The organism is Bremerella cremea (genome assembly GCF_039541315.1).
Classification (GTDB): domain Bacteria; phylum Planctomycetota; class Planctomycetia; order Pirellulales; family Pirellulaceae; genus Bremerella; species Bremerella cremea.
In genome coordinates this window covers 1,737,987-1,763,331 of sequence record NZ_BAABFZ010000003.1, presented here as the reverse complement: position 1 = coordinate 1,763,331, position 25,345 = coordinate 1,737,987, and the positions used below count along the sequence as shown (strand labels likewise).

27 protein-coding genes are annotated in these 25,345 nt (G+C 56.9%); 13 read left to right on the top strand and 14 right to left on the bottom strand.

The genetic code is table 11. The features are described from left to right. Positions 1-25: 25 nt before the first annotated feature. Together ABD890_RS09390 and ABD890_RS09385 are read right to left on the bottom strand one after the other, a co-directional pair. On the bottom strand, positions 26-868 hold the full coding sequence (locus ABD890_RS09390; protein ID WP_345088166.1) for a sugar phosphate isomerase/epimerase family protein: 843 nt from the start codon (positions 866-868) through the stop codon (positions 26-28). A 645-nt stretch (positions 869-1,513) separates the two neighbouring features. Next, complete coding sequence (locus tag ABD890_RS09385) at positions 1,514-2,809, bottom strand: hypothetical protein (protein WP_345088164.1); 1,296 nt, start codon at positions 2,807-2,809, stop codon at positions 1,514-1,516. Between the two features lie 260 nt (positions 2,810-3,069). Between ABD890_RS09385 and ABD890_RS09380 the strand changes: the two genes are divergently transcribed. Further along, the gene (locus tag ABD890_RS09380; protein ID WP_345088162.1) at positions 3,070-3,900 is read left to right on the top strand and encodes a purine-nucleoside phosphorylase; all 831 of its coding nucleotides are present in this window, start codon (positions 3,070-3,072) and stop codon (positions 3,898-3,900) included. A gap of 66 nt (positions 3,901-3,966) precedes the next feature. Beyond that, a complete protein-coding gene (locus ABD890_RS09375) occupies positions 3,967-4,806 on the top strand; it encodes a purine-nucleoside phosphorylase (protein WP_345088160.1) in 840 nt (279 codons plus the stop codon). On the opposite strand, the gene ABD890_RS09370 is transcribed toward ABD890_RS09375, so the two are convergent. Genes ABD890_RS09370 through ABD890_RS09360 form a run of 3 tightly spaced genes read right to left on the bottom strand, consistent with a single transcriptional unit; the run spans position 4,803 to position 7,210 of the window. Then, on the bottom strand, positions 4,803-6,266 hold the full coding sequence (locus tag ABD890_RS09370; protein WP_345088158.1) for an ArnT family glycosyltransferase: 1,464 nt from the start codon (positions 6,264-6,266) through the stop codon (positions 4,803-4,805). The two genes, ABD890_RS09375 and ABD890_RS09370, sit on opposite strands and share 4 nt — an antisense overlap. Before the next feature lie 17 nt (positions 6,267-6,283). After that, positions 6,284-6,670, bottom strand: coding sequence for a VOC family protein (locus ABD890_RS09365; RefSeq protein ID WP_345088156.1), 387 nt, complete (start codon positions 6,668-6,670; stop codon positions 6,284-6,286). 3 nt (positions 6,671-6,673) lie between these two features. Then, the gene (locus ABD890_RS09360) at positions 6,674-7,210 is read right to left on the bottom strand and encodes a type 1 glutamine amidotransferase domain-containing protein (RefSeq protein ID WP_345088154.1); all 537 of its coding nucleotides are present in this window, start codon (positions 7,208-7,210) and stop codon (positions 6,674-6,676) included. Between the two features lie 258 nt (positions 7,211-7,468). Between ABD890_RS09360 and ABD890_RS09355 the strand changes: the two genes are divergently transcribed. Beyond that, positions 7,469-9,118: a vWA domain-containing protein gene (locus tag ABD890_RS09355; protein WP_345088152.1), complete on the top strand. Its 1,650-nt coding sequence runs from the start codon at positions 7,469-7,471 to the stop codon at positions 9,116-9,118. A 252-nt stretch (positions 9,119-9,370) separates the two neighbouring features. Here ABD890_RS09355 and ABD890_RS09350 read toward each other — a convergent pair whose 3' ends face one another. The 6 genes from ABD890_RS09350 to hemB all read right to left on the bottom strand — a co-directional run bounded on the left by ABD890_RS09350 (position 9,371) and on the right by hemB (position 14,897). Beyond that, a complete protein-coding gene (locus ABD890_RS09350) occupies positions 9,371-9,730 on the bottom strand; it encodes a helix-turn-helix domain-containing protein (RefSeq protein ID WP_345088150.1) in 360 nt (119 codons plus the stop codon). Positions 9,731-10,148: 418 nt separating this feature from the next. Then, complete coding sequence (locus tag ABD890_RS09345; RefSeq protein ID WP_345088148.1) at positions 10,149-10,934, bottom strand: YceH family protein; 786 nt, start codon at positions 10,932-10,934, stop codon at positions 10,149-10,151. Between the two features lie 217 nt (positions 10,935-11,151). Continuing rightward, positions 11,152-11,658: a DUF1569 domain-containing protein gene (locus tag ABD890_RS09340; protein ID WP_345088146.1), complete on the bottom strand. Its 507-nt coding sequence runs from the start codon at positions 11,656-11,658 to the stop codon at positions 11,152-11,154. Positions 11,659-11,857: 199 nt separating this feature from the next. Next, positions 11,858-12,772 (bottom strand): TatD family hydrolase, encoded by a 915-nt coding sequence (locus ABD890_RS09335; protein WP_345088144.1) that lies wholly within the window; start codon positions 12,770-12,772, stop codon positions 11,858-11,860. A gap of 65 nt (positions 12,773-12,837) precedes the next feature. Beyond that, positions 12,838-13,707 carry an EboA domain-containing protein gene (locus ABD890_RS09330; RefSeq protein ID WP_345088141.1) on the bottom strand — a complete coding sequence of 290 codons (870 nt, stop codon included), beginning with the start codon at positions 13,705-13,707 and terminating at the stop codon, positions 12,838-12,840. 179 nt (positions 13,708-13,886) lie between these two features. Next, positions 13,887-14,897, bottom strand: a complete 1,011-nt coding sequence (gene hemB, locus ABD890_RS09325; protein ID WP_345088140.1) for a porphobilinogen synthase — start codon at positions 14,895-14,897, stop codon at positions 13,887-13,889. Between the two features lie 408 nt (positions 14,898-15,305). On the opposite strand from hemB, the gene folE2 reads away from it, so the two are divergent. From folE2 to ABD890_RS09300, 5 genes are all read left to right on the top strand, one after another. Continuing rightward, positions 15,306-16,316 carry a GTP cyclohydrolase FolE2 gene (folE2, locus tag ABD890_RS09320; RefSeq protein WP_345088138.1) on the top strand — a complete coding sequence of 337 codons (1,011 nt, stop codon included), beginning with the start codon at positions 15,306-15,308 and terminating at the stop codon, positions 16,314-16,316. Between the two features lie 38 nt (positions 16,317-16,354). After that, on the top strand, positions 16,355-17,293 hold the full coding sequence (locus ABD890_RS09315) for a sugar phosphate isomerase/epimerase family protein (protein ID WP_345088136.1): 939 nt from the start codon (positions 16,355-16,357) through the stop codon (positions 17,291-17,293). Then, a complete protein-coding gene (locus tag ABD890_RS09310) occupies positions 17,290-17,637 on the top strand; it encodes a nucleotide pyrophosphohydrolase (RefSeq protein ID WP_345088134.1) in 348 nt (115 codons plus the stop codon). Before ABD890_RS09315 ends, ABD890_RS09310 begins: the two co-directional genes overlap by 4 nt. Before the next feature lie 476 nt (positions 17,638-18,113). Beyond that, entirely contained in the window at positions 18,114-18,329 is a 216-nt protein-coding gene (locus ABD890_RS09305) for a hypothetical protein (protein ID WP_345088132.1), read from the top strand. Between the two features lie 200 nt (positions 18,330-18,529). Beyond that, on the top strand, positions 18,530-19,180 hold the full coding sequence (locus ABD890_RS09300; protein ID WP_345088130.1) for a LysE family translocator: 651 nt from the start codon (positions 18,530-18,532) through the stop codon (positions 19,178-19,180). An 80-nt stretch (positions 19,181-19,260) separates the two neighbouring features. Here ABD890_RS09300 and ABD890_RS09295 read toward each other — a convergent pair whose 3' ends face one another. The 3 genes from ABD890_RS09295 to ABD890_RS09285 all read right to left on the bottom strand — a co-directional run bounded on the left by ABD890_RS09295 (position 19,261) and on the right by ABD890_RS09285 (position 21,029). Then, positions 19,261-19,803: a carboxymuconolactone decarboxylase family protein gene (locus ABD890_RS09295; protein WP_345088127.1), complete on the bottom strand. Its 543-nt coding sequence runs from the start codon at positions 19,801-19,803 to the stop codon at positions 19,261-19,263. 90 nt (positions 19,804-19,893) lie between these two features. Beyond that, the gene (locus ABD890_RS09290) at positions 19,894-20,364 is read right to left on the bottom strand and encodes a nuclear transport factor 2 family protein (protein ID WP_345088125.1); all 471 of its coding nucleotides are present in this window, start codon (positions 20,362-20,364) and stop codon (positions 19,894-19,896) included. A gap of 80 nt (positions 20,365-20,444) precedes the next feature. Further along, on the bottom strand, positions 20,445-21,029 hold the full coding sequence (locus ABD890_RS09285) for a TetR/AcrR family transcriptional regulator (RefSeq protein WP_345088123.1): 585 nt from the start codon (positions 21,027-21,029) through the stop codon (positions 20,445-20,447). Between the two features lie 196 nt (positions 21,030-21,225). Between ABD890_RS09285 and ABD890_RS09280 the strand changes: the two genes are divergently transcribed. From ABD890_RS09280 to ABD890_RS09260, 5 genes are all read left to right on the top strand, one after another. Then, positions 21,226-21,861: a DUF4272 domain-containing protein gene (locus tag ABD890_RS09280; RefSeq protein WP_345088121.1), complete on the top strand. Its 636-nt coding sequence runs from the start codon at positions 21,226-21,228 to the stop codon at positions 21,859-21,861. A gap of 110 nt (positions 21,862-21,971) precedes the next feature. Continuing rightward, positions 21,972-22,712, top strand: a complete 741-nt coding sequence (locus ABD890_RS09275; protein ID WP_345088118.1) for an SDR family oxidoreductase — start codon at positions 21,972-21,974, stop codon at positions 22,710-22,712. Between the two features lie 486 nt (positions 22,713-23,198). Continuing rightward, positions 23,199-24,179 (top strand): DUF1559 family PulG-like putative transporter, encoded by a 981-nt coding sequence (locus tag ABD890_RS09270; RefSeq protein WP_345088116.1) that lies wholly within the window; start codon positions 23,199-23,201, stop codon positions 24,177-24,179. Positions 24,180-24,220: 41 nt separating this feature from the next. Then, on the top strand, positions 24,221-24,643 hold the full coding sequence (locus ABD890_RS09265; RefSeq protein ID WP_345088114.1) for a transthyretin-like family protein: 423 nt from the start codon (positions 24,221-24,223) through the stop codon (positions 24,641-24,643). Between the two features lie 170 nt (positions 24,644-24,813). Beyond that, positions 24,814-25,227 (top strand): hypothetical protein, encoded by a 414-nt coding sequence (locus ABD890_RS09260; RefSeq protein ID WP_345088112.1) that lies wholly within the window; start codon positions 24,814-24,816, stop codon positions 25,225-25,227. Positions 25,228-25,345: the final 118 nt, after the last annotated feature.

Genomic DNA, 25,345 nt, shown 5'->3' with positions numbered 1-25,345 from the left:
ATTGATTGAGCGAATTGGCTGGCCGTTACGAGGCAGCCGTCTTGCAGGCATCCGAGGCGACTGCCAGGCATTCCTGAATGTCGGCGACTGGATCGGCTGGGTTTTCTTCGTATTCCAGCGACAAGCAGCCGTCGGCTGGGAAGTCGACCTGACGCAGTGCCCGGAACACACCGACGACGTCGAGGTGCCCCTTACCGAGGATGACCCCCTTGGTCTTTTCTTTCTGCTCGGCGAAGTCCTTCAGGTGGATGCCGAACACGCGGCCCTTCAGCAGGCGAATCACTTCGACGGGGTCTTCACCACTACGAATGAAGTGACCCAGATCGGCACATGCACCGATGCGAGGATCGTGATCGCGAACCGCATTCAGCACGTCCAATGCCGTGTTGTAGCGATGCGATGGACCATGGTTGTGGATGGCGATGCGGATGTCGTACTTATCGACCAGCTTGTCGAGGCTATCGAACGAATCAGGCGTTGGGTCGGCCGACAGGTTCTTGATGCCGGCTGCCTTGGCGAACTTGAAGATCTCTTCGTTCTTGGCATGGTCGCTGCCAAAGTGATTCACACCGTGACCATAGATCGTCATGCCCTGATCGGCCATCTTCTGCTTCATCGCGGCGATTTGTTCTGGCGTCGAATTCAGCGGGAAGTGACCGCCAAAGAATTCGAGATGGGCACAACCCAGTTCACCTGCCGTTTTGATCGCCTTGTCGACGTCGAAGGCACGCAGCGAGTAACTTTGCAGGCCAACCTTGAAGCCTGGGAAACGTTCCTGGTCGTACTTGGCCCAGACCCGGCCTGGCAGCGTGGTTGCGGCGATGGCAGCGGAGGCAACTGCCAGGAAGCGACGGCGAGAAATCGGCATAGTGGTAGATCCTTGGATGGATGAGCGTAGGGCGGGGAATATCGGTTTATCAGTATACCTGCCGCAAAAACTGGTTTCAGCGGTGTCTAGGGGAAAAGCACTAGATCTTGCTAATTTGGTGCGGGATGACAGCATTGGGGGCGACCTCGGCCCTGATTTCTTGCAGGGGGCAACGAGTCCACCACGTGGTAAGAAATCGCGATTTCCCCCCATCATTTCTGGCAAAGTAGAATGCACCGCCCCTAAGATTGGAAATATCGGGCGATACTGCCCTGATTTCGTGCCATGACAATGCAGCAGAGTTGCTGCAACAGTTCCAAAGCGATCGCGCGTACAGAAAAATCAGGGGATAAGTGTGAATAGCCCTTAACTTGGAACCAGTGATCCCTATAGTGGGAATTGGCACTCAAGCAGAGTATGTGCATAGTCGCAGGACGCGATTCCGACTCGGGAGGAAGCATTTCACGGAAACCGCTTCCCACTGCATTTCTTATGGAAAAGGAGATCGCATTGCGTCCTGAAAATCAAATTGCCCAGACCTCGGAAGTTCGTCAGTACACGACTTTTCTCGTAGTACATGCCCTTGTTTATGGGCTTGGATTCACGATTGCACTGCTTCCATAACGTAGTGGAAGCAGTTTTGGTTCAAGCATGGACTCTCTCTAAGATCGCTTGAATTGTTTCTTCCGCCGAACGACATTCAGGTTCGGCGATCGCCCGGATCGGTAGCGGCATATCGTCCATTCGCGACATCGATCCTCCGCTGGTAAGGCCTGGTCTGGCAATCGGCAGAAACACATTACCAGGCATCGTTTCGCTTGGTCGATGCCCTAGCATCACGGTCGGAATCTGTTTAAGCGTTTGCATTGCCTCGGCTGGCAAGTCGGCCAGCCAAGGGCCTTCCATCACGAACGCTGCGTCGACGCGCTGTTGCGTCAACAGTTTGATGGCCGAGAGGTTGTCGGGATCGTACTGCGGAACGCCTTGCATCAGCGAAGCTCCGCCAGGATATCCGGTTCGCGAAGCAATCACGCCGCCAGCGCCGACCCAGTTGGGCCCAGGCCGCAAGATCGAGACCGCCCCGCGCGTTTGCTCGTGCAGCGGCCGCACGTACTGGGCGAGGAGCTCCAGCGGGATGCGACCTGCCTCTCTTCGTAAAAAGCGATCACCAAGCACAAAGACAAAGTACTTCGCTTGTTGAATCTGCCCATGAAGCTTCGCCAGGGCGGGGGCGACTTCTTTTAATTGCGATTCGACCCGGCCGGCATCGGTTGGTTTGTCGGTGGCCAGCGATAGCAGGTGATGCAGCGCCGCGATCTGCTGCGTGTCGTCCAGCGGAATCTGGGTATCGCATGACGCACTAGTCGCATTGGGCGAACCGATTGCGATAAGCGTTCGATCGGTGCGGCCATTCGGGATGAAGCGTCCCGTGGCGTCGACGCTGTAGCGTTCCCAGTGCCGCAGATGCGTTGTCTTCGGATCGCAGCCCCAGAAGATCACCAGGTCGGCGCGATGCCGGATCTCGCCCAGCGAACAGGTCACCATGCCGGTCGTCTGTAAGATGCGACCAGTGGGATCGAAAAAGGTGGGATGCGTCGCGTCGACGATTCCGCCAACACGATCGGCTAGGTCCACAATTCGGCGGACTGCTTCGCTATTGGTTTCGCCCAGGCCAAAGAAGAGCGGCGCGTTGGCTTCGTTCAAAATCTCGGCTGCCCGCTTCACGGCATCTTCGTTCGACGCTGGCTGGCCGTCGATCTGGCAGTTGTCGTTCGTGGCAATTGGTTGCCGGTAATAGGCAGCCGCCATCGGACAGGCAGGCTCGATGCTTTTCACCTGGTTGCCGGCAATGCCGATGGAAAGGTCATCGCAGAGGCAGCCACAGCCAGGGCAGGGGACATCGTGATGCCACGCAAGTTCAGCAGCGTTGGATTCAGCCATCTTGTTCTATTGAGAAAACAAAGCAACGTTTAGCAAGTCACGCTTTTTAGTATAAGGGATTCGCCCGGCAAATCGGGAGGTTCATCCCTTTGCCCGGCAAGTTTCGCTGAGAGGTATACGAAACATCGCATTCGCGATCCGATTTCGCGAATACTTTCAGTTCGCCCCCAGTCAGGGCCGGGACTTGTCGGTCGGAGGGAACGTGGCATAATCGGGGGCTAAGTTGACCTGACCGCCGATCAAAACCGGGAAACCCCGCCATGCTCGATCTCTACGACAAAATCGAAGACGCCCTCAAAGTTATCCGTGCCAAGTGGGACAAGACCCCGAAGGCCGGCATCATTCTGGGGACTGGCCTCGGTGGATTGGTCGAAGAAATCGAAGAAGAAGCTTCGTTCGAATACTCGGAAATCCCTCACTTCGCCGCATCGACCGCCACCAGCCATCGTGGTCGCCTGGTCTGTGGCATGCTGTGCGGTGTGCCCGTGGTGGCGATGGAAGGTCGCTTCCACATGTACGAAGGCTACTCGCTCAAGCAAATCACGCTGCCAGTCCGCGTGATGAAAGCCTTGGGTGCCGAACTGCTGCTTTGCTCGAACGCCGCCGGTGGTATGAACCCGTTCTATAACTGCGGCGACATTGTCCTGATCGATGATCACATCAACCTGATGGGCGATAACCCGCTGATTGGGATCAACGACGATCGCCTCGGCCCACGCTTCCCAGACATGTGTGCTCCTTACGATCACGAGCTGATCGACAAGGCCCTGGAAATCGCTCGTAAGGAAGACATCGTCGCGCATCGCGGTGTATTCGTTGCGGTCGCCGGTCCGAATCTCGAAACCCGTGCGGAATACCGTTTCCTGCGTGCCATCGGCGCAGACCTGGTCGGCATGAGCACCGTTCCGGAAGTGATTGTCGCGGTGCACTGCGGTTTGAAGACGGTGGGTTTCTCGATCGTGACCGACATGTGCCTGCCCGATGCATTGAAGCCAGCCGACGTGGCCGAGATCATTTCGATCGCCAACAAGGCCGAGCCGAAACTTCGCACCTTGGTCAAAGGCGTTCTATCGGAAATTGCCGCCAGCTAACGGGGCAGCTCTCTGGTTTGCATTCTCGTGCGGCAAGGATCGCAGCAAGAGAACAGGAGTGGTTGTTTGTACAAACTGAAAGCCCAGGTCGAAGAGTTGGCGGCCGCCATCCGACGTCGATGGAACGAGCGTCCGCTGGCTGGCATCATCCTTGGTACCGGGCTCGGATCGTTGACCGACGGCATCGATGTCGAAGCAACGATCGATTACGAAGATCTCCCGCACATTCCTTCCTCTACGGCCCTTAGTCATAAAGGGCGATTGGTATGTGGACGGCTGGGTTCAGTCCCGGTCTTGGTCATGGAGGGCCGTTTTCATGTTTATGAAGGGTACTCGTTAGAAACGATTACTCTGCCGGTCCGAGTCATGAAAGCACTCGGCGCCGGCATTCTGGTGGTCAGCAATGCCAGCGGCGGCATGAATCCGTTTTACAAGAGCGGCGATATCATGCTGATGGAAGATCACATCAACTTGATGTGGCAAAATCCGCTGACTGGGCACAACGATCCGAATCTCGGGAAACGCTTCCCGGATATGTCGAGCCCTTACGACGAGTCGCTGCTCGAAGCGGCAACGCGAATCGCTCGACGGGAAGGGATCGTGTGCCACCGGGGTGTCTATGCCGCGATGACCGGACCGAACTACGAGACCCGTAGCGAATACCGTTTTCTGCGAAAGATCGGAGCCGATGTCGTTGGCATGAGCACTGTGCCTGAGGCGATCGTGGCGTCGCAGGTCGGTCTGCGGGTGTTGGCTTTGTCGACGGTCACCAACATTTGCCTGCCAGACAACCTCGGTTCGGTCGGCAAGTACGATGTGATCCACGCCGCCCAGGCCGCCGAGCCGCGACTTCGCTTGATTGTCCGTGAAGTGCTCAACGAGCAGTTGCCGCTGGCGGCAAGCTAGTTCGTCGGCTTCCTCCGCCAAAGCTGAAACTCGTCGTTGTGCCAATCGATGGCGAAGCCTTCTTGTTCCAGCAGCGGCGCAACCGATTCTTGGTCCTGATTGGTCGTCACCGCCACGCGAACATCGCCCAGGTCGAGCGTTCGCCGAAGGCTTTCCAGGGAAAGCACGATCGGGAAGCCGACCGTGCGGCGGCGAGCGTAAAAGGCCATGACGCGTGGCTTGAAGAACAAACAGGCCTCGTCCGGATCGACCGTCAGTTTGACGTGATCGAACATCTCTTTCGCTGCGACCGATTCCGGACCAGGGAAGGCGTTGTAGTCTTCGTATTTGTAGTGCCGGGCATCACACGCCAGCGTATAGATCACCAGTGCCGCCACGGCGATCCGCTGCCAGTGAGGTCGCGGGATCAGCCATTCGATCGCAAAGAAGATCCAGAACAGAAAAGCCGGCAGCATCGGTAGCACCATGCGGATGCCATTCGCCCCTGGCCAGACAACAATCAGAATCATGTACAGCAAGGTCGCCACGCCCAGCAGTTGTGGCCGAGGAAGCGTATCGCGCAGATAGCCCACCACGGCCACCAGGCTGAAGATCACGCCGCTGACAGCTGCGATGCCGCGAGCATGACCGTTCCGCCAGATGTACAGAAACGAGATGCCATCGTGGTAAAGATTCGAGGCCAGCGACTGCGCGGTGATTTGTGAAAGCTGATCGAGATAACCAGAGCCGCCCATCGGCAACAGCAATTTCTGTGACGCGTAACAGGCGATCGCCGTCAGCAAACTGACCATCGCAAATCGCGTCAGTCGCCGAAAGACGAGAACCTCGGTCAGCAGCAAGGCGGGCGGCAGAACGATGCCAACTGTTCGCGTGCCGATCACCAGATAGGTCAGCACGCCAACCGCGATCGCTGGTCCCCAGTGTTCGCACGGTTTCGCATGATCGCCACGATCGATCTGGTAAACCAGCATCGTCAGCATCCACCAGAACAAGAACAGATGCTCGGAGTCGAGCATGTGATTGAATTCCCAAAAGACCGGCGAGGAGCCGAGAATCGCCGCAATTCCAATCGCCGACCAGGGAGAAAGCTTCCGCGCGAAAAGTGCCGCCGATATGCCGAGCGTGGCTAAGAAGACCAGCAAGATCGCCAAGCGAAACACGTCGAGGTCCATTCCAAAGCCGGCGTAGATCGGGGCCAGGAACATGGGGAACAGCGGCGGATAGGCACGCGGCCCGATGACGGGGGCATCGGGATTGTAGATGTATCCGGTATCGGCGTAGTCGTGCAGCGTCGCGAGGTTGCGGGCATGGCCAAGGTACTGGGCGAAGTCGCCACCCCATTCATGCCCTTCACGCTGCATCGCCAAGTGAAAGAAGAAGGTCGCCGCTAAGACGGCTGCCAGAGAAAAACGCTGCAGTGTTGTCCATCCGTGAACATCATGGCAATCCGTCGCTTCCACTGCAGTGTCTCGCGGGGCTACTGTTCCTGGACGAACTTGTCCTGGTCGATCACTTCGAACATGTAGCCGTTAGGGTCGTAGAAGAAAAATCGCTCGAACGGTGTCGGCCGAATCGGCGGGATGATGCTCACGGAAAGTTCTTCCAGTCGCTGCCGAATTTCCGCCAGCTTAGGGGCTGGAAACAGAAAGGCAAAGTGACGGCCGAACTCTTTCTCGAAGGGCGACACTTCGAATCCTTCGACTTGCAGAACGTGGACTTGCTGGCCTTGGCCGATGTCGAGCCAATAGGTTGTCAGGTCCACATTGCCGGGCCGATGGACTTCGGGCCAGTCGAACACATTTTGCAGGAACTTGGAGGTCGCCGCGGAATCGGCGGTGGCGATCGTCAGATGTGCGAGTGGCATCGGCTATTGTTTCTCCAGCACGTCGATGATCGCCTGGCAGAAGGCTGGCAGGTCGTCTGGTCGGCGGCTGGTGACAATGTTGCCATCGACCACGACTTCGGCGTCTTCCCAGCTAACGCCAGCGTGGACCATGTCGTCTTTGATTCCAGGCGACCCTGTTTGACGCGTACCGTGGCAAATGCCGGCCGATGCCAGGAACCAACCGCCATGGCAGATCGCAGCAACCAGTTTGCCTTGCTCGTGGAACTGACGAACGAGTTCCTTCACTTTATCTTCACGTCGCAGCTTGTCCGGCATGAAGCCGCCAGGGCAGATCACGCCGTCGAAGTCGTTCGCGTTGACGTCCATAAACGACACATCGGACTTCGCAGGGTAGGTGTGTTTGCCGGCGTAGACCTCGCCAGCGTCCTGCCCTGCCAGGACCGATTCGGCCCCGGCTTCTTTCAAGCGAAGGTGCGGGTACCACAGTTCCAGGTCTTCGTAGATGTCTCCGACGAAGATGAGAATTCGTTTTCCGGCGAGGGTTGGCTGCGATGGCATGGTGTGTCCTTGTGCGTAAGCGTGGGGCTATTGTTTCGAATAATCGTTACGATTGCGACCCCCTTAATCAACAGAACGCATGCTTTTGTGGCAGGGCGGTAAGTTACGGGCTTTGAGGTATCCCAGGTGTTTGCTATCGAGGGGGAGGTGCTGGCAGGGGAATCTTGACCAGTGACTCGACCGGGCTGAATTGAGGGGTAGAATAAATGGCGAATCGACCTACCTTTCTTTCTCGTCCCTAGAGGAGTGTCCCCCGACATGTCTCGCCGATTCCCATCGTTTGAAATTGCCAGCCTGGGCTCGATTTCCGCGACGCTGATTACCTTGGTCGCGGTGTCTGGCTGTGGCGAGAACGTCAAGTTTAATAATCCTCTGGCGAAGAAGCCGGCGCAAACGCAAGCCACGTCAAAACCTGCCCCCGCCGCCAAGCCTGTCGCCCCGGCAGCCAAGCCAGGGCCATCCAAAGAAGAGCTTGCTCGCCGGACCATGATTCGTACCGAATCGATTCGTGGTGGCACCAGCCGCTTCAGCAGTGGCAAGTCGGTCGGAGCGAACTCAACCGTCGAACAGAACGTCGATCGCCTGCGGACCGAAATCGCCAGCAGTATCGACTTCGCGCCGACGTTGATCGTGTGGGTGGTCGATGCGACGCAAAGTGCTTCGGAAATGCGGCAGTCGTGGTCGACCGCCGCCAAGCAGCTTTACTCCGACTTCCAGGCCAATGGACTTCCTGGCGGCAAGGCTTCCGACAGCCTTTCGACCGCGGTGGTGGCCTTCGGTGAAAAGACGATCATTCTGCAAGATCCGACGACCGATCTGGCCGCGGTTGTCAGCAAGGTAGGAACCGCGATCCCAACCGACAACTCGGGCAAAGAAAATACTTTCGCGACGTTGAGCCAGGTGTTCGACACCTTCGGCCCGGTCAAACAGAAAGAAAGCCGCGAGTTGCTCGTCGTGGTTGTTTCCGACGAAGCTGGCGACGACTGGATGCAGGTCGATGCCGTCACCGAAAAGGCGAATGCCCTGGGGGCTCGCGTTTATGCGATCGGCGTGCCGGCACCGCTGGGACGAAAGCGTCCGGAGGTGGCTGCTCAGGAAACTCGCTCCGACGGTATGCCAGCCATGTTGCAAGGACCCGAAACACGTTACTCGCAGCGTGTCGACATGAAGTTCAGCAGTGGCGGTTTCGGTGGCGACGACGTCGACAGTGGGTACGGGCCTTTCAGTCTCGGCTACCTGACGAACAAAACCAACGGGGCGTTTCTGATCTCGCGACTCCGTTCGTCGCAATGGCCTGGCAGCTCGATGCGTTTCGATGACGAAACGATGCGAAAGTATCCTCCGCAGTATTTGACCGAGGCTCAGTACCAAGCGAAGCTGGCCGAGAACAAAGCGTTGGCGGCACTCGATCGCGCTGCCCAGCAAGGGCAGGTCGAAGCGATGACCTATCCGGCGTCGCAGTTCATTGTGGAAGATGAAGCTCGATTGAAGAACGCCCTGGATGGCGCTCAGCGTACGGCAGCCCGGCTCGAACCTTTGGTGAACGCGATCTACGATCCGCTGGCCGAAGGGGAGAAGGATCGCGACAAGATCACCGACAAGCGATGGCAGGCCAGCTACGACCTGGCACTCGGCCGCGCTGCCGCTGCCAAGGCACGTACCGACGGTTACAACCAGATGCTCGCCATTTTGAAGGGTGGCCGCAAGTTCGAGGATCCGTCGCACAATACCTGGAAGCTGGAGCCAGCCGATACGCTGGAAGAAGCTGGTAGCCGCCTCGAGAAGACGCGTCTCCAGGCGAAGGAATACCTGGAGCGTATCATCAAAGAGCATCCTGACACGCCTTGGGCTTACTACGCCGAAAAAGAGCTGGAAACGCCGATCGGTTGGAAGTGGGCCGAGTATTAATCCAGTCAAAGCAAGGGTCGTTTCTGACAAGCGACCGTTCGAAATAAACCAGGGCCGGCATCAAAATGTTGAATGCCGACCCCAGTGGAACGCTTCACAGCGAGATCTATTGTCATCAGGGCGAGGCGGAGTTCAATCCGCTCAGGCAATCACGAGGCCTGATTCGTCAAATCTAAAACGCACCTTCAAATGGTGTTAATCTCGTCGGCTGAATTTGCCACTTACGCTGGGTTTGTGAGCAATGCCTGGCCACTACCATTGGCCGCGCTGGCGACGATCGCGGTCGTCGGTTTCAGAGCGTTCGAGCTGGCCTGAGTCGACCATGCTGCTGATGCGACACGGCATGCAAGGCATGTGAACGCGGCGACCACAACGCGGGCAGCGTTCGATCGGGCCATCGAAAAATGGCGTCGAATCGTCGATCGGCTCGTTGTTTTCTTGAGCATGCGACGACGAATGCTGACCATGCAAAATCAAATGAATCGTCGTCCGCGAGATGCCTGTCTGGCGTTTGATTTCCATGTGCGTGTGTCCGGCGGCGCGAAGGCGATGAACTTCAGCGATCTGATGCGATTGCAGCCGGTTGCGAGAATTGCGGATTCGTCGCGACATGATTTCCCTGGCTCCACAAAGGTGAATGATTTTCAAACGTCACGTCGGCGCGCACGACTTCCCGTCTGCCCCAACGTGCAAGATAAAACTGGTGCGAAACAACATCCTGAAAGAGGGCTCGCCGCGTCGATTCAAATCGAGCGATTCGCGAGCAAGTCAGGTACAAAGATGCGATCGGACGGCGATCACAGCCGGCAGCGCCCAGGCTGACGAGGTTGTCTAAATCAGATAAGCGATACTGTACAAAATATCAGTAGTGATGACAAGCAAAACCAGACCCAAGATGTGGGTACACAGGCAGGCCGAAGCACAACGCGCACCCCTTTGGTCACCGCGATGAAATCGCACAAAAAAAGACCGCCGTCGAGCGATGCGACAGCGGTCTTTTGGGTTTCTTAGATACGATGCGGAAGCGAACTCAGGTGATGCTCGACCAGAGGTCCTCGACATCTTTCTTCACGCGTTCCAGTTCGGCTTTCAGTTCCGCGACTTCTGCCCGTAACGCGGCGATCTCTTGGGAGTCAGCCGCACTCGAAGCCGGGGCAGGAGAGGCGGGGGCGGATGGTGCCGGCATGGAAGCAGCAACCGGTTGAGCCGCAGGGGCTGGAGCTGAAGGCGATTCCGGCGGAGCTGTCTCTTCCATGGCGACTGGGCGACCGTCGCCCATTTGTTGTCGCTGCTCGTTCAGTTCCTTCTCGTTGAACAGGCCATGCGTGACAACCTGGCCACGTCCACGCGGAGTGAGCGGCACGACCAGCTTCTTTTGCTGTAGTTCGTCGAGCAGTGGTTGCAGCGAGCCCATGTCCGGGATCTTGCCCATCCGGGCCGCACGTCCGCGGAGTTCGCCAACGGTCTGAGGCCCGCGCAGCAGAAGCTCGGCCATGATGGCGAGCTCGTTCCCTTCGCAGCCGAGCCAGTCTTTGCCGTAATGACGAAACTTAACGACGCGACCATCGCCATGCACTTCGGCAACGGCGCCCATCTCGCGCAGTTGGTCGATCGCTTCTTCGACTTCCCAGCCTTCGAGGTTCATCTGGGGATCGCGATTGCTCTTTTGATTGCATCCGGTCGTCAGACCGTTCAGCGACATGGGATAAGCGTCTGGTGTCGTCTTGGCTTTCTCGATCAGCACACCCAGTACGCGGCGCTGAACTTTGTTGAGCGGGCGCCAGGCGGGTGCGGGGGATTCCAACTCTTGCGACATGAGGGGCCTTCCTGGATAAGCGACGAGAGGTTTGTCGCGCAGGATACGACGAGCGATGTCTCATGGCAAGCGGTGCCACGTTTCAGAAGGCGTTTTCACGCCGGCACACGACCGCAAGATGGCTCGCCCTAACGAAGCGCGTAGCCATGCTTGCGATATTGCGTTGAGCCCAGGCAGCGACCGGCAGTCAGGCGACCTGGAACGACTGGAAAGGCCTCTAGGACGAGACGTCGCGAGCCGCTGGAATGAGGTATTCCAGGTGATGCTGGCAATGCCACAGGTGAACCTTCCGCCACTCTTCTGGCGTCAGTTTGCCAAACAGCGGCGAAAGAACGAACTGAACGTTCGGATCCTGGATGCGAGCAATGGCAGCTTCCAGTTGTGGAAGCGCCTTCTCGTCTTCGGCCCACTCGCCTGGCATGAACACGCTAAGCGTAGGCATCTTGGCCGGCAGATGTTCGTTCCGCAGGATCTTACCCAGATGGGTCATCCGTGCGAATGGACGAATCAAAGCGACATAGAACGGCGATGGCGGAAACCCGTCAATCGACGCATCCATGAATCGAGAAACATGATCGCAAATTTGCCCTAGCGACCATTTGGCTACGCGATGATAGCCGACACGGGAAAGGCTTCGAGCCTCCGACAGTACCTCGTCAAAGGACTGGAGGTGAAGCTGGCGCCGCGACAACTTGTCGCTAGCACCGTTTCGATGAAAGCTCATATTGCACCGTAAAAAAGCTGGTCCAGGTTTCAGTCCGCAACGGTAGCGGACCCAAGGCATGTGCTGGGTGCCTCTGGATACGAACAGTCAACGCGGTTCCGACGCGTTGCCAATTCTTCTTTGGTGGTGCCTAGCGTTCTCTGTCCTGACTTCCCGAGGGAAGCGAGAGGGTTATGGATGAGCACAAAGACGTATGAGCTTATTGAATGATACGATCGTCTTCTTGCTTATCATCGACTCGAGGAGCCTGACCGCCCCGGAGCACGCTATTACCCTCGAACAGCGTACGTTGATCAATGGGTTCCGGGTCGAGCCAATCCGATTCCTCGAACTGACCGCTCTGGCTGTAGGCGGCCAGGGCGTTCTTGTAACAGGTTAACTCAACGTGCTCCTGGGGAACACCCCGCTCTAGCATCAAATTTCCCGTTTTGGGAACGGCCAAAGGGTCGGAAACACCCCAGTCGGCGGAGGAGTCGACTATGATTCGTTCAGGTCCATACTTCTTGACTACTTCCACCATCCGTTCGTTCCCCATTTTGGTCTTGGGATAGATGGTGAATGCGGCCCAGTACCCTCGCCGCAGGACCTCTTCGCAGGTCTCTTCGTTGTTGTGGTCGATCACCACCAGATGGGGCGGGATTTCATGTTCTTCAATGATGTCCATGCTCCGATACGTTCCCTGCTTCTTGTTGCGATGGGGCGTATGGATCAGGACCGGAAGGTTCACTTCCTTGGCCATTTCCAGCTGCAAGCGAAGGTACTTCTCTTCGAGCGCTGTCATGTCGTCGAAGCCGATTTCACCCACGGCAACCACGTTCTCTTTCGCCAGGAAGAGGGGCATGATTTCCATGACCTGTTCGGCTAGGGCCTCGTTGTTGGCTTCCTTGGAATTGAGGCCGATCGTGCAGTAGTGGCGAATACCGAACTGAGCCGCGCGAAACTTCTCGAACCCAACCAGGCTGCTGAAATAGTCTTGAAACGAACCGACATTGGTACGGGGCTGGCCCAACCAGAAGGCGGGCTCGATGATGGCCGCCACGCCGGCTGCTGCCATCGCTTCGTAGTCGTCGGTGGTTCGCGAGGTGACGTGAATGTGCGGGTCGATGAATTTCATGGTTGGTTTCGATTCGGTTGGTGGCTTCATTGGAAGCTGGCTTGGGGAATGAAGGTCGCGACCGACTAATAAGCTTCTTCGGCAATTGTGCGCCAGGTAATTTCCCCCCGTTCCGCACGAGCCGCGATTTCAGGGTGGGTTTTCAGAATAACATCCGCTTCATCAGAAGCACTCGATACCAGGGCGAGCGCGATCGCCGACTGCTCGAGCTGTTCGCCTGAAGCATACAATGCTCGCATGTCTTCCAGAGCGATCTCGTCCGCGAACGGAGCAGCGACACGCCACAGTTCGACCGGGATCGGACGCTTGGCGGCGCGGCGTTCATGCGCGAAGTCGATCAGCATGCGCGCCAGTTCTGGATTCACTCGGCGATCGAGCCCTTCGATCGGATCGAGTGCCGCACCGATGAAAAGTGCCTTGAGCACCATCTGGTTCCAGGCCGGCTCCTGCATCAGTTCCATCGGCAACGGGTTGTTGTGGGCGATCGACTCGAACACGCTTTTAATATTCGTGCGAATTCCTTCCGCCAGGCGATCGTCGAACAACTCTTGATGCGGCAGCAATTGCAACGCTTGATACAAGCAGATTTGCTCGCGGATCTCGGCGGTCTGAAATAGCTTTTCGATCGTGGCGAAGTAGGCCGCGTCGTCTTCCGATGGCAACGAGGTCAGTAGAAGAACACGAGCCGCTTGATCAATCGTCCACGTATGTGGCATCCAACCTTCGCGGGCTTCGGCGGCATCGTTGAGATCGCGTTCGGTAAGCTGAAGATCTGCCTTGCCGACCTTACGCGGAGCAAAGCCAAAGCCCATGTACAACGCCTTCATGTCGCCTTGAGCGACCGCTTGGCGCTGGGCATCAAGCCACTCTTGGCCGGCGTCAGATGCCTGGCGGAGAATCCAATTCTCGAGCAATTGAATTGGTGTATAGGACATAGCGTTCGACCTGATTGTCAAATGGAGAGAATCTTACCGCTCGAAATAGCGTTAAGGCTCCTCTTTTAGCGTAAGTCTAAGTCAGGGCTGAGGCAAGATGTTGCCGCCTCGACCGTAAGTTCCCGTAGGATGCTGTGAAATCGTTCGTTGGTGGGCCTTCGTTCCGCAGTGCCTGAATGCTAACCGCTCTTCAGCATTTCGGCCGCCACTGGGGCGAAGTAGGTCAAAATTCCATCGGCGCCGGCTCGTTTGAAAGCGGTCAGGCTTTCGAGCATCACCTTGTTCAGATCGAGCCAGCCATTGCCTGCCGCGGCGTGCAACATCGCGTACTCGCCAGAGACCTGATACACGTAGGTCGGCTGGTGGAAGGTTTCCTTCACGCGGCGCACGATGTCGAGGTAAGGCATGCCTGGCTTCACCATCACCATGTCGGCCCCTTCTTGAATATCGAGGGCGACTTCGCGAATCGCTTCATCGGTGTTGGCCGGATCCATCTGGTAAGTCTTCTTGTCGCCGCCACCCAGGTTGCCGGACGAACCGACCGCATCGCGGAACGGTCCATAAAACGCCGACGCGTACTTGGCCGCATACGACATGATTTGAACGTGCTGGTAACCCTTGTGATCGAGCGCCTTGCGGATCTCGCCAATGCGGCCATCCATCATGTCGCTCGGAGCGATGATGTCGCAGCCGGCCTGGGCTTGGACGAGCGATTGCCGACAAAGCATCTCGACCGTCTCGTCGTTCACCACGTACCCATCACGAACGAGGCCGTCCTGACCATGGCTCGAGTAAGGGTCCAAAGCGACATCGCACAGAATGCCGAGGTTCAGCCCCAGCTTTTTGATGGCTCGGACCGCTTCGCAGACGAGGTTCTCTGGGTTGACCGCTTCTTCGCAATCAGGCGTCTTCAGTTCCGAAGGTGTCGCCGGAAACAAGGCCAGAACCGGGATGCCGAGCGACTCAGCTCGCTGGGCTTCTTCCACCGCCAGATCGATCGTCAGACGGTCGACCCCGGGCAGAGAAGGGATAGCTGTTCGCTGTGATTTGCCAGGCTGTACGAAGATCGGCCAGATTAGATCATCCACCGTCAGCCTGTTTTCGCGAACCATACGTCGCGACCAATCGGTCTGACGATTGCGACGTGGCCGAGTGTGCGGATAGTCTCCAAATGGACCCATGGCAGTCATATTGGCGGTCTTCCCAGGGCAAATCAGGGGTGTCGATTGACTTTTGCAGCCGACAGGAAACGATTATCTGTCAATGAGTTATCGTCACATCGACAGGCCAGTCGCGATAAGAATTGTTGAGCCCGGACGGTCCGTGGGCAACAATTATCTTCGGGAGGCAGGATAGTCCTTAGTGTACTCAGTTTATGCCTCGGTGGGCAGTATCCAGGTCGCTGTAACGAGTTACGTCGGCTGGCATCTCAAGACGTGGCGACTTGATTGCAGTATGATAAATGCCCTGAATGGTTCGTTTCTGGCCTGATAGGTCGCCGATACATTGTCTAGAAATGCGGTTGCCCCACCGCGATTATGCCGGTCTTGATCCTGGCAAATAACGACCGCACGATTCACTCCGTCAAGGAAATCTTCATGTCCTCTCAGCCTGCTTCTTCCACGCAAGCCGCTTCGGATCCCTCCGTGGTGTCTGAAGTTACTCGCCCCTTGACGATGGATACCTCGCCACGGTTGCTCCCGGATGTTGCCAACGATACGGCTCCGCAGTTCCAAACGACCATCGATCGTGTCGGCATGTCCGGAATCGAAGTCGCCATCTTGTTGAAGGGCGAGGATGGCGTGCTGATGCGTACGCCGGCCAAGGTCGACGCCTACGTCAGTCTCGACGATCCGGCGACCAAGGGCATTCACATGTCGCGGTTGTACTTGAGTCTGCAGAACGAACTGCACACCGAGTTCTCGCGGAAGCAGATCGAACGTATCCTGGGCCGGTTCCTGGAAACCCATGCCGAGATGAGCCATTCGGCTTACCTGAAGTTCTCGTTCGAGCATATGATCCAGCGGGCCTCGCTGCTGTCGGACAACCGCGCCTGGCGAAGCTACCCAATTCAAGTCGAAGCCTTGAAGAAGGGGACCGAGGTCAAGTATCGCATTCACGTTCGCTTGACCTACTCAAGCGCTTGCCCATGCTCGGCAGCCTTGTCGCGGCAGCTGCTACAGCAGCAGTTTGAAGAACAGTTCGATGGTCACAACTGGCTGAGTGCCTCGACCGTGCTGAACTGGCTCGGATCGAACAACACGCTAATCGCGGTTCCGCACAGCCAACGTAGCCATGCCGACATCACGGTTGACCTGGATGGCTCGCGCGATGGTTTGCCGTTCGACGAAATCATCAAGCGAACCGAAGGCGTGCTGAACACGGCCGTTCAAGCTGCGGTCAAACGAGCCGACGAACAAGAGTTCGCTCGCTTGAATGGCGAGAACCTGATGTTCTGCGAAGATGCCGCGCGACGTATGAAGTCGGCCATCGACCCAATGCCAGGCGTTGTTGACTATCGCATTCAAGCCAGCCACTTCGAGAGCCTGCATCCGCACGATGCCGTGGCGATCGTGGTGAAGGGCGTGCCTGGTGGTTTGGTCCCGTAACGATCGACCGCTGCCCTCCTAAACCCGCTGAGAAAACCATGCTCAGTCGTCGAACCATCTTGAAACAAGCTGTCGCTGCGGCAGCTTGTTCTTCGTTTCTTGACCTCGCAAACGTCGTTCACGCAGCCGAATCTGCCGGCGTACCGATCGCCACGCAGCAGTATCCGTGGGGAACGTTCTACGGCCGCTCTGGCAAAGATGTACGCGATCTTTCGGCGATGCTTGCCGAAGTGAAATCGTGCGGCCTCTTCGCTTTCGAGCCGATCGCCGCTTCGCCCGAGCATATCCAAGCGGTGGCGACCCAGGCGAAGGCAATCGGCCTGGAAGTCCCTTCAATCTACGTCAACAGTTCGCTCCATGCAGCGGACGAAGCGAAACGCTCAATCGATGCGGTCCTGGCAATCGCGGCCGCTGCCAAGGAAGCCTGCGGAACGCGAATCGTCGTGACCAATCCCAATCCGTTGGCTTGGGGCGGGAAAGACGATAAATCAGATCTGCAACTACGAACCCAGGCCGACGCCCTCGACAGGCTGGGCGCCGCTTTGAGGGAAAACGGTCAACAGCTCGCCTACCATAATCACGATGCGGAGCTACGCAGCGGTGCCCGCGAACTGCATCATATGTTGGCCTCGACCAATCCCGACCATGTGAAGTTCTGCCTGGATGCGCATTGGATCTTTCGAGGCTGTGGCGACTCGGAGGTCGCGGTGTTCGATGTGGCTCGGCTGTATGCCTCGCGCGTGATCGAACTGCATCTGAGGCAATCGCACGGTGGCGTCTGGTCGGAATCGTTTGCCGCTGGCGACATCGACTACAGCAAATTGGCCGAACTGTTGGCAGGGCTGGAATCGCCTCCGCTGCTGGTGTTAGAACAAGCGGTGGAGGGAAAGTCTCCGCAGACGATGTCTGCCGTCGAGGCCCACACGTTGGGCCGCCGTTACGCACAACAAACCTTCAGCCAATGGGCTTCTTCGTGACCGAGAATGATTCGCCGCTAACGCTTCGCCAGGCTCAAGCTGATGTCGACCAGTGGATTCAGACCATCGGTGTTCGTTACTTCTCGGAACTGACGAACCTGGCCCAGTTGGTCGAAGAAGTGGGCGAGGTCGCGCGGATCATCTCGCGAACCTACGGCGAGCAAAGCTTCAAGCCTTCCGACGAGAAGGTCGAGCTGTCAGACGAACTGGCAGATGTCTTGTTTGTGGTGATCTGCCTGGCCAATCAAACCGGAGTCGATCTGACCGAAGCGCTCCGCCGAAATCTGGACAAGAAGAACAAACGCGATGCGACCCGGCACCAGCAAAACGAGAAGTTAAAGTAGCCTGGCCGGCTCAGGGGTATGCCAGAGCTGGGTTCATCTCTCCGCGGATCCGTTGCCACCGCCAACGGATAGTCGCGTTAAAGCCCCCATTGTGTTCCTTGAGCATCTTCGGAGGCCCTGGATTGCCCATTATCTCGAAATAAGAAGGGGCGAGATTCCGTCAGGCAACGCTCGAAAACCTCGGGTGTTCCCGCTATTTTCGATGTACGAGAAAGCGCCAGGCCGGAAAATCCCCAACTATGAGGTACTAGTAATTGGGTGTGAATAATGGTACGATAGTCGATGCTGTGGAAAAAATGGCGATGGATTACCTGGGGCAAGGAGCCTCCAGGGGCTATCTCTCTGGATTCCTTGCTGTTCGATCAGTCGCATGATGTGTGGTGATTTCGAGCAGACGGCACCCGACTTTATGGACGGAGTCGCCAATTTTATAGCAGGAGGCTGAGCTCTTCGAATCCTTATCATAGGAGCTTCCCATGCTGACCGAAGGCGAAAAGAAAGTCCTGAGAACATTCCGCCAATACTTGATGGATCCAGGCCGAATGCTCTGCTTCACAGGTCCCATGCTCGCGACTCACAAGAATTCTCTTTCCAAGCTGGTCAAGCGGGAATACTTGGTACCTGAAACGTTCAAAGGGGCTTACAGCCTGACCAATGCTGGCTTCCAGGCCATGCGTACTTGCGGAAAATAACACGACCGAATCAGGTCGAGTTCCCATATAAATCGCCGGGCAGATTTCACAACCAGAAGTCTGCCCGGCTTTTTTTATGCCCGCATTAAGCCGCGGCCGCTCCGTCGGTGTCAAATCGATCGTTCTGCGTTATTCTGGGGGCGTCGTGTTCACGCTCCATGGGGACTTCGCCAGAGGGCTTCATTCAGGAATTCATTGTCATGCCGCCCATCGAATCACTGCCTTACTTTTTCCTGGCCATGCTCGTCATCAGTATTACGCCAGGGCCAGATATGCTGGGGATTCTCAGCTATGGCATCGCCCGCGGACGTCAGGCCGGCATGGGGTTCGCATTCGGCGTTGGCCTGGGAACACTCTTTCATACACTGCTGGCGGTTGTTGGCATTTCGGCGATCGTCGCCACTTCGCCGTGGGCGTTTCGTGGGATCATTTACGCAGGGGCATCGTACCTGATCTATCTCGGAACGAAAGCCTTGCTCAAGCCTGGTTCGATCGGGGAGGAAAGCGAAGAAGTCGCTGTTGAGAAACGCACTACGCGACAAGGATTCTGGCCAGCCGCGATGCGTGGTTTTCTGTGCAATGCCCTTAACCCCAAGGTCGGACTCTTCTTTCTGGCGTTCCTGCCCCAGTTCATCAATCCGCAGCAACCAGCCTGGTCGCAGCTTTTGGTGCTGGGCGTGGTGTTCTGGCTGTGGACGACGCTCAGTTATTCGCTGTTGGGCTATTACTGCGGGGTCGTTGGCAGTTGGTTACGCGGCCGGCAGGCGACTGGACGCTGGATCGATCGCGTCACCGGTGGACTATTCGTCGGCCTGGGACTCCATTTGATCTTTACCGGGCAGAAGTCGTAACGCGCGTGATTCCCTGCGTGGATGCCTCGCGGGCAGGCAAGCCCAACGTGCACCCACGCAGAGAAGATCACACCAACGCATTACGCCGGGACTGCATCGACTTGCGGGAAGTCGACTTCCGTCTCCGCGACGCTATTGAAGTAGTTGGTCAGCACATTGAGGGCGACATGGGCGACCACTTCGGCGACGGCGGCATCGTCATAACCAGCTTCCCGGAATTTCGCCAACTCGGCGTCTTCAACGTGTCCCTGCGATCGGAGGATGCTTTGCGTGAAGCGGAGCAGGGCATCGGCCTGCGGATCGTCTGACTCACCTTTGCGAGCCTCGACGACTTCCTCTGCCGAAAGACCAACCATCTTCCCCAGCATCGAGTGGGCTGCCAGGCAGTAACCGCAATCGTTCTGCTGAGCCGAGGCCAAGGCGACACGTTCGCGGTCTTGGGCCGACAGCACGCCATGTCCCAGCGATTGGCTGAGGCTCAAGTAGCCTTCCAGTGCCGCGGGCGAATGGCCGAGCGTTTGCATCATGTTGGGCACCTTGCCGAGGGCACGCTTCACTTGATCGTAAAGCTGGCTGGTCTTATCGGTGGCGTTGGCAGGGGCGATAGGTTGTAGGCGTGGCATGATCCATTTCCTTGTGAAAAAACAGGTGGCAAATAAAACAGACAGGTCTGTATTGTGTGATGCCAAAAAAAGAAGGTGGTTACAGCGAAACTAAAATACTTCCGGGATGCCAGGGTGATCGGCAGGCCGCGGAGCGTCTTCCGGCCAATCCAGTCGCCGCTGGTCGGCGGTGATCGCATAATCATTGATGCTTGCTTCCCGGCGTCGCATGAGACCGTCGGCATCGAATTCCCATAGCTCGTTGCCATAGGCACGGAACCACTGGCCGTCGGCGTTGTGGTATTCGTATTGAAAGCGAACCGCGATCCGGTTGTCGGTGAACGACCAGAGGTTCTTCACCAGGCGATAGTCCAGCTCACGTTCCCATTTGTCGGCAAGAAAGGCCTGGATCTCGTCGCGGCCGGTGACGAACCGATCTCGGTTTCGCCACTGGGAATCGATTGAGTAGGCCAGCGAGACCCGCTCTGGGTTGCGAGAGTTCCAGGCATCTTCCGCGGCCCGAACTTTCGCCAAGGCGGTCGCCTCGGTGAAGGGGGGCCGGATCGATGTCGGTGTGGTCATCGAGTTTCTCCTTATTGGTAATTGCAAATCAGGATAGGTAGGACGGTCTGTATGGATGTGGCCAAAAAAAGAGTAGTCGATTACTCGTCGAGCCAGGTCTCCCCCAGCAGTTGCCGGGTTGCCTTACGCGCCTGATCGGCAGGTTTCGGACTGTGCTGCATCACGGCGGTCACAATCGAACCTTCCACGATCAACTCGATCGCCGGCACAACCTGAGCCGGAGCATCCGGGGCGGAAGCTTTGATGGCATCGGCCAGCAAGTCGTTGAAACGCTTCTTATGGTCCACGGAGTACTGAAACGCCGGATGGTTGCAGTCGGCGATTTCGGCCGCCGTGTTGATGAACATGCAGCCTCGGAATTCAGGAGCCGAGAACCACTTCTTCAAGGCGGTGAAAAAACCGCCCAGCCGGCCACCCTTTTTCGAGGCACCTTTTTCGATCTGTTCGTCAAAGAACTGAAAGAAGATCGCGTCGCGTCGCTGCAAAACGGCCAGGATCAAGTCGTCCTTCGACTTGAAGTGGTTGTACAGCGTCATCTTCGCCACATCCGCTTCCGCAATGATGCGATCTATTCCGACGGAATTGATTCCATCGGAATAGAACAAACGGAGTGCCGTGTCGACGATTCGCTCGCGGGCTTTCGACTTGGGTTTGGTGTCTTGCATGTTAAAAATATACAGGTCTGTCTATGTTGCGTCAAGTGGAAAGTTTAGAAGGGCTTCTCCCAGGGGGGCCTGGCTGGCAGTATCACTTAAAAAGCCCATGGGAAAAGCGAGCTGGCAGGTTAGAAACGCTCGTAGCCACCAATCGCGGTCCCTGGTAGCATGTTGGCGATCTTTCTTTATCAAAAATGGAGTATTCATGGATAACGAGGCCATCCGGCAGAAGAGTCTGTCGAAGGCGAAGCGGCTGGGGTATCCGGTCAATTCGCATTTGCCGCTGTTGGGCGACATCAAGATCGAACGCTCGCTGGAAGAGTTCGTCGATCGGATGCTGTGTCTCTACACATGCGTGGCTTGTTCGTATGGGCTGCCAAAGAAGATGGGCTGGGCCTGGCTGGCTCAGGAAGGCCTGCTCGAGAAAGTCACCACCGGCGAATCGCTATATCTCCGCGAGAAAGATCCCGACGCCGGCGAGAAGTATAAGACGCACGTCGAAACGATCTGGGCGATGACCTGGATCGCTGGTCTTCAGGACGAGTTGGAGTTCGACAAAACCTGTACGAACGAAATGGTTTCGATGTTTCCTAACCTGAAGGCGTCGGCATCCAGCGAAGCCTTCCGCAGCAAGTGCCAACTGCGAGACCTGGAAGAAGTGGTGCCCAAGATCGACCTGGCATACTGCCTGCACTGGGCCGTCGGCTACGAATCGCTGAACAAGGCCGAGATTCCCAAGAAGCCAAAACGGATTCGCCCCTACATCATCGTCAATCGACGCCTCGCCCTGGAGTGGCTGGTCTGCGACGATCCTTGGGACGAAGTGCACCTCGATACGTAGTTCTCTCTGGCAACGCAGCTTCGCCCTGATCGCTGAAGGATCAGGGCCGCCCCGGCACAAGACGCGGCACTCGTTTGCTGCGAGACATGGTTTCGATTGGAGTTACCTCGATGCACAAGTTGGAAAACAAGGTCGCCATTGTCACCGGCGGATCCCGAGGGATTGGTGCCAATATCTGCACTTCATTGGCAGCGGCTGGGGCCAAGGTGGTTGTGAACTACACCAGCAACCATCAAGCAGCAGCCGAGGTGGTCGCCAAGATCGAGTCGGATGGCGGCGCTGCGATTGCTGTTCAGGCCGACGTCTCTCAGGTCGAGGACGTACGGAAACTGTTCGATGCCGCGGAGCAGCAGTGGGGGCCGGTCGATATCCTGGTCAACAATGCCGGCATCGTGCATTACAAAACGATTGAAGAAACCAGCGACGAAGAGTTCGACCGGGTCATGCAGGTCAATGCGTACGGCGTCTTCTATGCTCTGCGAGAAGCGGCAACACGCCTGGCCGAAGGAGGCCGCGTGATTAACATTTCCAGTTCCGCCGTCCGCATGATGCTGCCGACCTACGGTCCGTACTGTGCCACCAAGGGAGCGGTCGAGCAGATGACGCGTAGCTTCGCCAAGGAGATGGGGAAGCGTGGGATCACCGTCAACGCGGTTTCGCCAGGTCCGACCGAGACCGACTTATTCATGGACAACAACGACCAGGACAAGATCGAGCGAATGCGAAGCCTGTCCGCGTTCGGCCGGCTTGGCAAATCGGAAGACATGGGCCCGGTCGTCCTCTTTCTCGCCAGCGACGATGGGGGCTGGATCACAGGCCAGGTCCTCCCCGTGAACGGCGGAACAGCCTAGTCCGTCCTGCGGTATTCCCAGCGTAAGGCCCCGGTCCCGGGGGGGCCTTAATGGCGGATTATCTTCCGCGTACTTCCTTGGCAGGGGTTGCGTCCACCATGCGTTCGATGAGAGTGCCCGATTGGTGGGGCGTCCGATGGTAGTCGAAGTGGTGGGTAAATATCACGGGATAGTCGCTTGTTTAAGCAACAGTTCTAAAACCATGCCTTGTTTCAGAGCATCAGGCCTCTCGCTGGAGGGTGGTAAGACAGAAACAATGTGAAATTGTAAATGTCTATCGAAGGGAATATCTCACTACCTACTGAAAATCAGCGGTTAACGATAAATGATAGCGCGTTGATGTAAATTCTCTCTAATCGATTCGCGAACTGCGAGACACTTGTGGCGAAATGGAACGGCATTTGATTTACCCAGGCTGTTAATCTCGCTAACGGAGGCCCGAGCTCCGTTGGCAAACCGCCATCATTTGCTAAGGAACTCCCCACAATGACCATCCAGTTTCGCTCACGACGCGCTTTCACGCTCGTCGAGTTGTTGGTTGTCATCGCGATCATCGGTGTCTTGATCGCTCTGCTGCTGCCGGCCGTGCAGCAGGCTCGTGAAGCTGCCCGCCGTATGCAGTGCACCAACAACCAGAAGCAAATCGGTCTGGCGATTCACAACTATCACGACACCTACCTGAAGATGCCATACAACGCGGTGCCGCAGGTCAGCACCACTCCAGTGCAGCGTGGCCCTTCGTGGTTGGTTCGTCTGTTGCCGTACGTCGAGCAGAACGCCGCGTACGATCAGTTCCAATTCACCGGCGACTGGTCGATGCAGGATGGACCAAGCCCGAATGCGACGATCTTGGGACAGTTGCGGGTGCCAGGATTCAATTGCCCCTCGAGCCCGCTGCCAGAGCTCGAATCGCAATCGACCAATGCCAACGGTACCGTCTCGCTGCAGGTCGTGAACTACATCGGTATCACCGGTTCGTATTACAAGGGTGGCACGACCAATGTCGTATCGGGCTCGCCACAAGACAACTCTTACGGCGATGCGGTCTATAACGGGATGATCGTTCCGCTTTCGTCCAAGAGCAACGCGATCAATCTGGCCGCGTGCACCGATGGGACCAGCAACACGATGATGGTCACCGAGCAAAGCGACTATTTCATCAACTCTTCCGGAACAAAGGTTGCCCGTCGTAGCTCGGGGCATGCCGGCCGTTCGTGGGCCAACGGGGCGGGGGCAGGCAACTGGACCTCGAACGTAACCACCATTCGCTATGCCATTGGCGAAGAAGGGGGAACCGGGAATGCCGCGAACTACAACGTCAACATTCCGCCAATCTCGGCCCACCCAGGCGGCGTGATGATTCTGCTCGGGGACGCCAGCGTTCGCTTCCTTTCGGAAACAACGAACTTCGCGATTCTGACTGGCCTGGGCGATCGCCAGGACGGCAACGTGCTGGGTGAATTCTAATCCAAACGCAGAATCGAACTGAACAGATGAGAGGCGGAACAATGAAGATTCCAACCCTGACCAGCATCGGGGCCACCATGGCTACGGCCGCCCTGATGCTGCTGGTGCTTGGCTGTTCTCAGCAAAGCTATGGCTCGCTTGGCGGCGTTACCGGTACGGTCACGCTGGATGGTAAGCCGCATGCGAATGCCAAGGTCACATTTACACCAGCCGCAGGTCGCCCTTCCAGCGGGATGACCGACGAGAACGGTGTCTACGAACTGTTTTACATTCGCGATACCAAGGGCGCCGAACCTGGCTCGCACAAGGTTTCGATTGTGACCGTCGCCCCGGTCGAGTCCGACACCTACCAAGGTCCTGCGTTCAAAGATCCCATTCCCGCGAAGTACAACCGGGTGACCGAGCTAACGGCGGAAGTCGAAAAAGGCTCGAACAACTTCGACTTTGACCTAAAGGGCAAATAGCACCCGCTCAGTCACTCTCCCTCCACCTTCTTGACGAGCGGTGCTGGATCGAACCTGATCTGGCACCGCTCTCTTCTCTTCTTGCCCCTACTATTGCCGGGGACATCTTTCGTTGAATCGCCTTGCGCCGATAGGATGGCAATGTTACCCCATCGAAAACGGAGTAAGAGATGATCGAAGAACAACAGCCCCTCCCTGATGTCCCAGAGCCGGACGAGCCATATCGGATGCCGGTTGAAACGATGTCGCTACGGCAGATCGACGGCGAGCTCCGCGATCTGTTTAGCGTGGCGGTGTTGTATCTGTTGGTGCCGGTCTTCTTGATTGCCATCAGCACAACCACCGTCGTCGCGACACCATTCTTCGTCCGCGTGTTACCAGCGTTTGCGTTGGTATTTGTCGGCTATTGGATTTTACAGAGATCTTATGCCTCCCTCTATCGAGCTGAGCCTGCCATGGCGATCGAATACGTAAAATGGGTCTCTTGGGTTGGTGGCGGAATCATGAGTACTCCTCATACGCGACTCGTTGCGCTTTGTGAGCGCCGAGAATCGATTAAGGAAGAAAAAAGCCTTGAATCGTAGTTGTCGCAAAGCGTGTTGATTTATGACTTATGATGGTGCAGCAACGAGGTGGCAAATTGAGTTTTGCCTAGAACAAAGTTTAAGCTTTCCGCTCATCCACCTCAGCTCTGTATTTTGT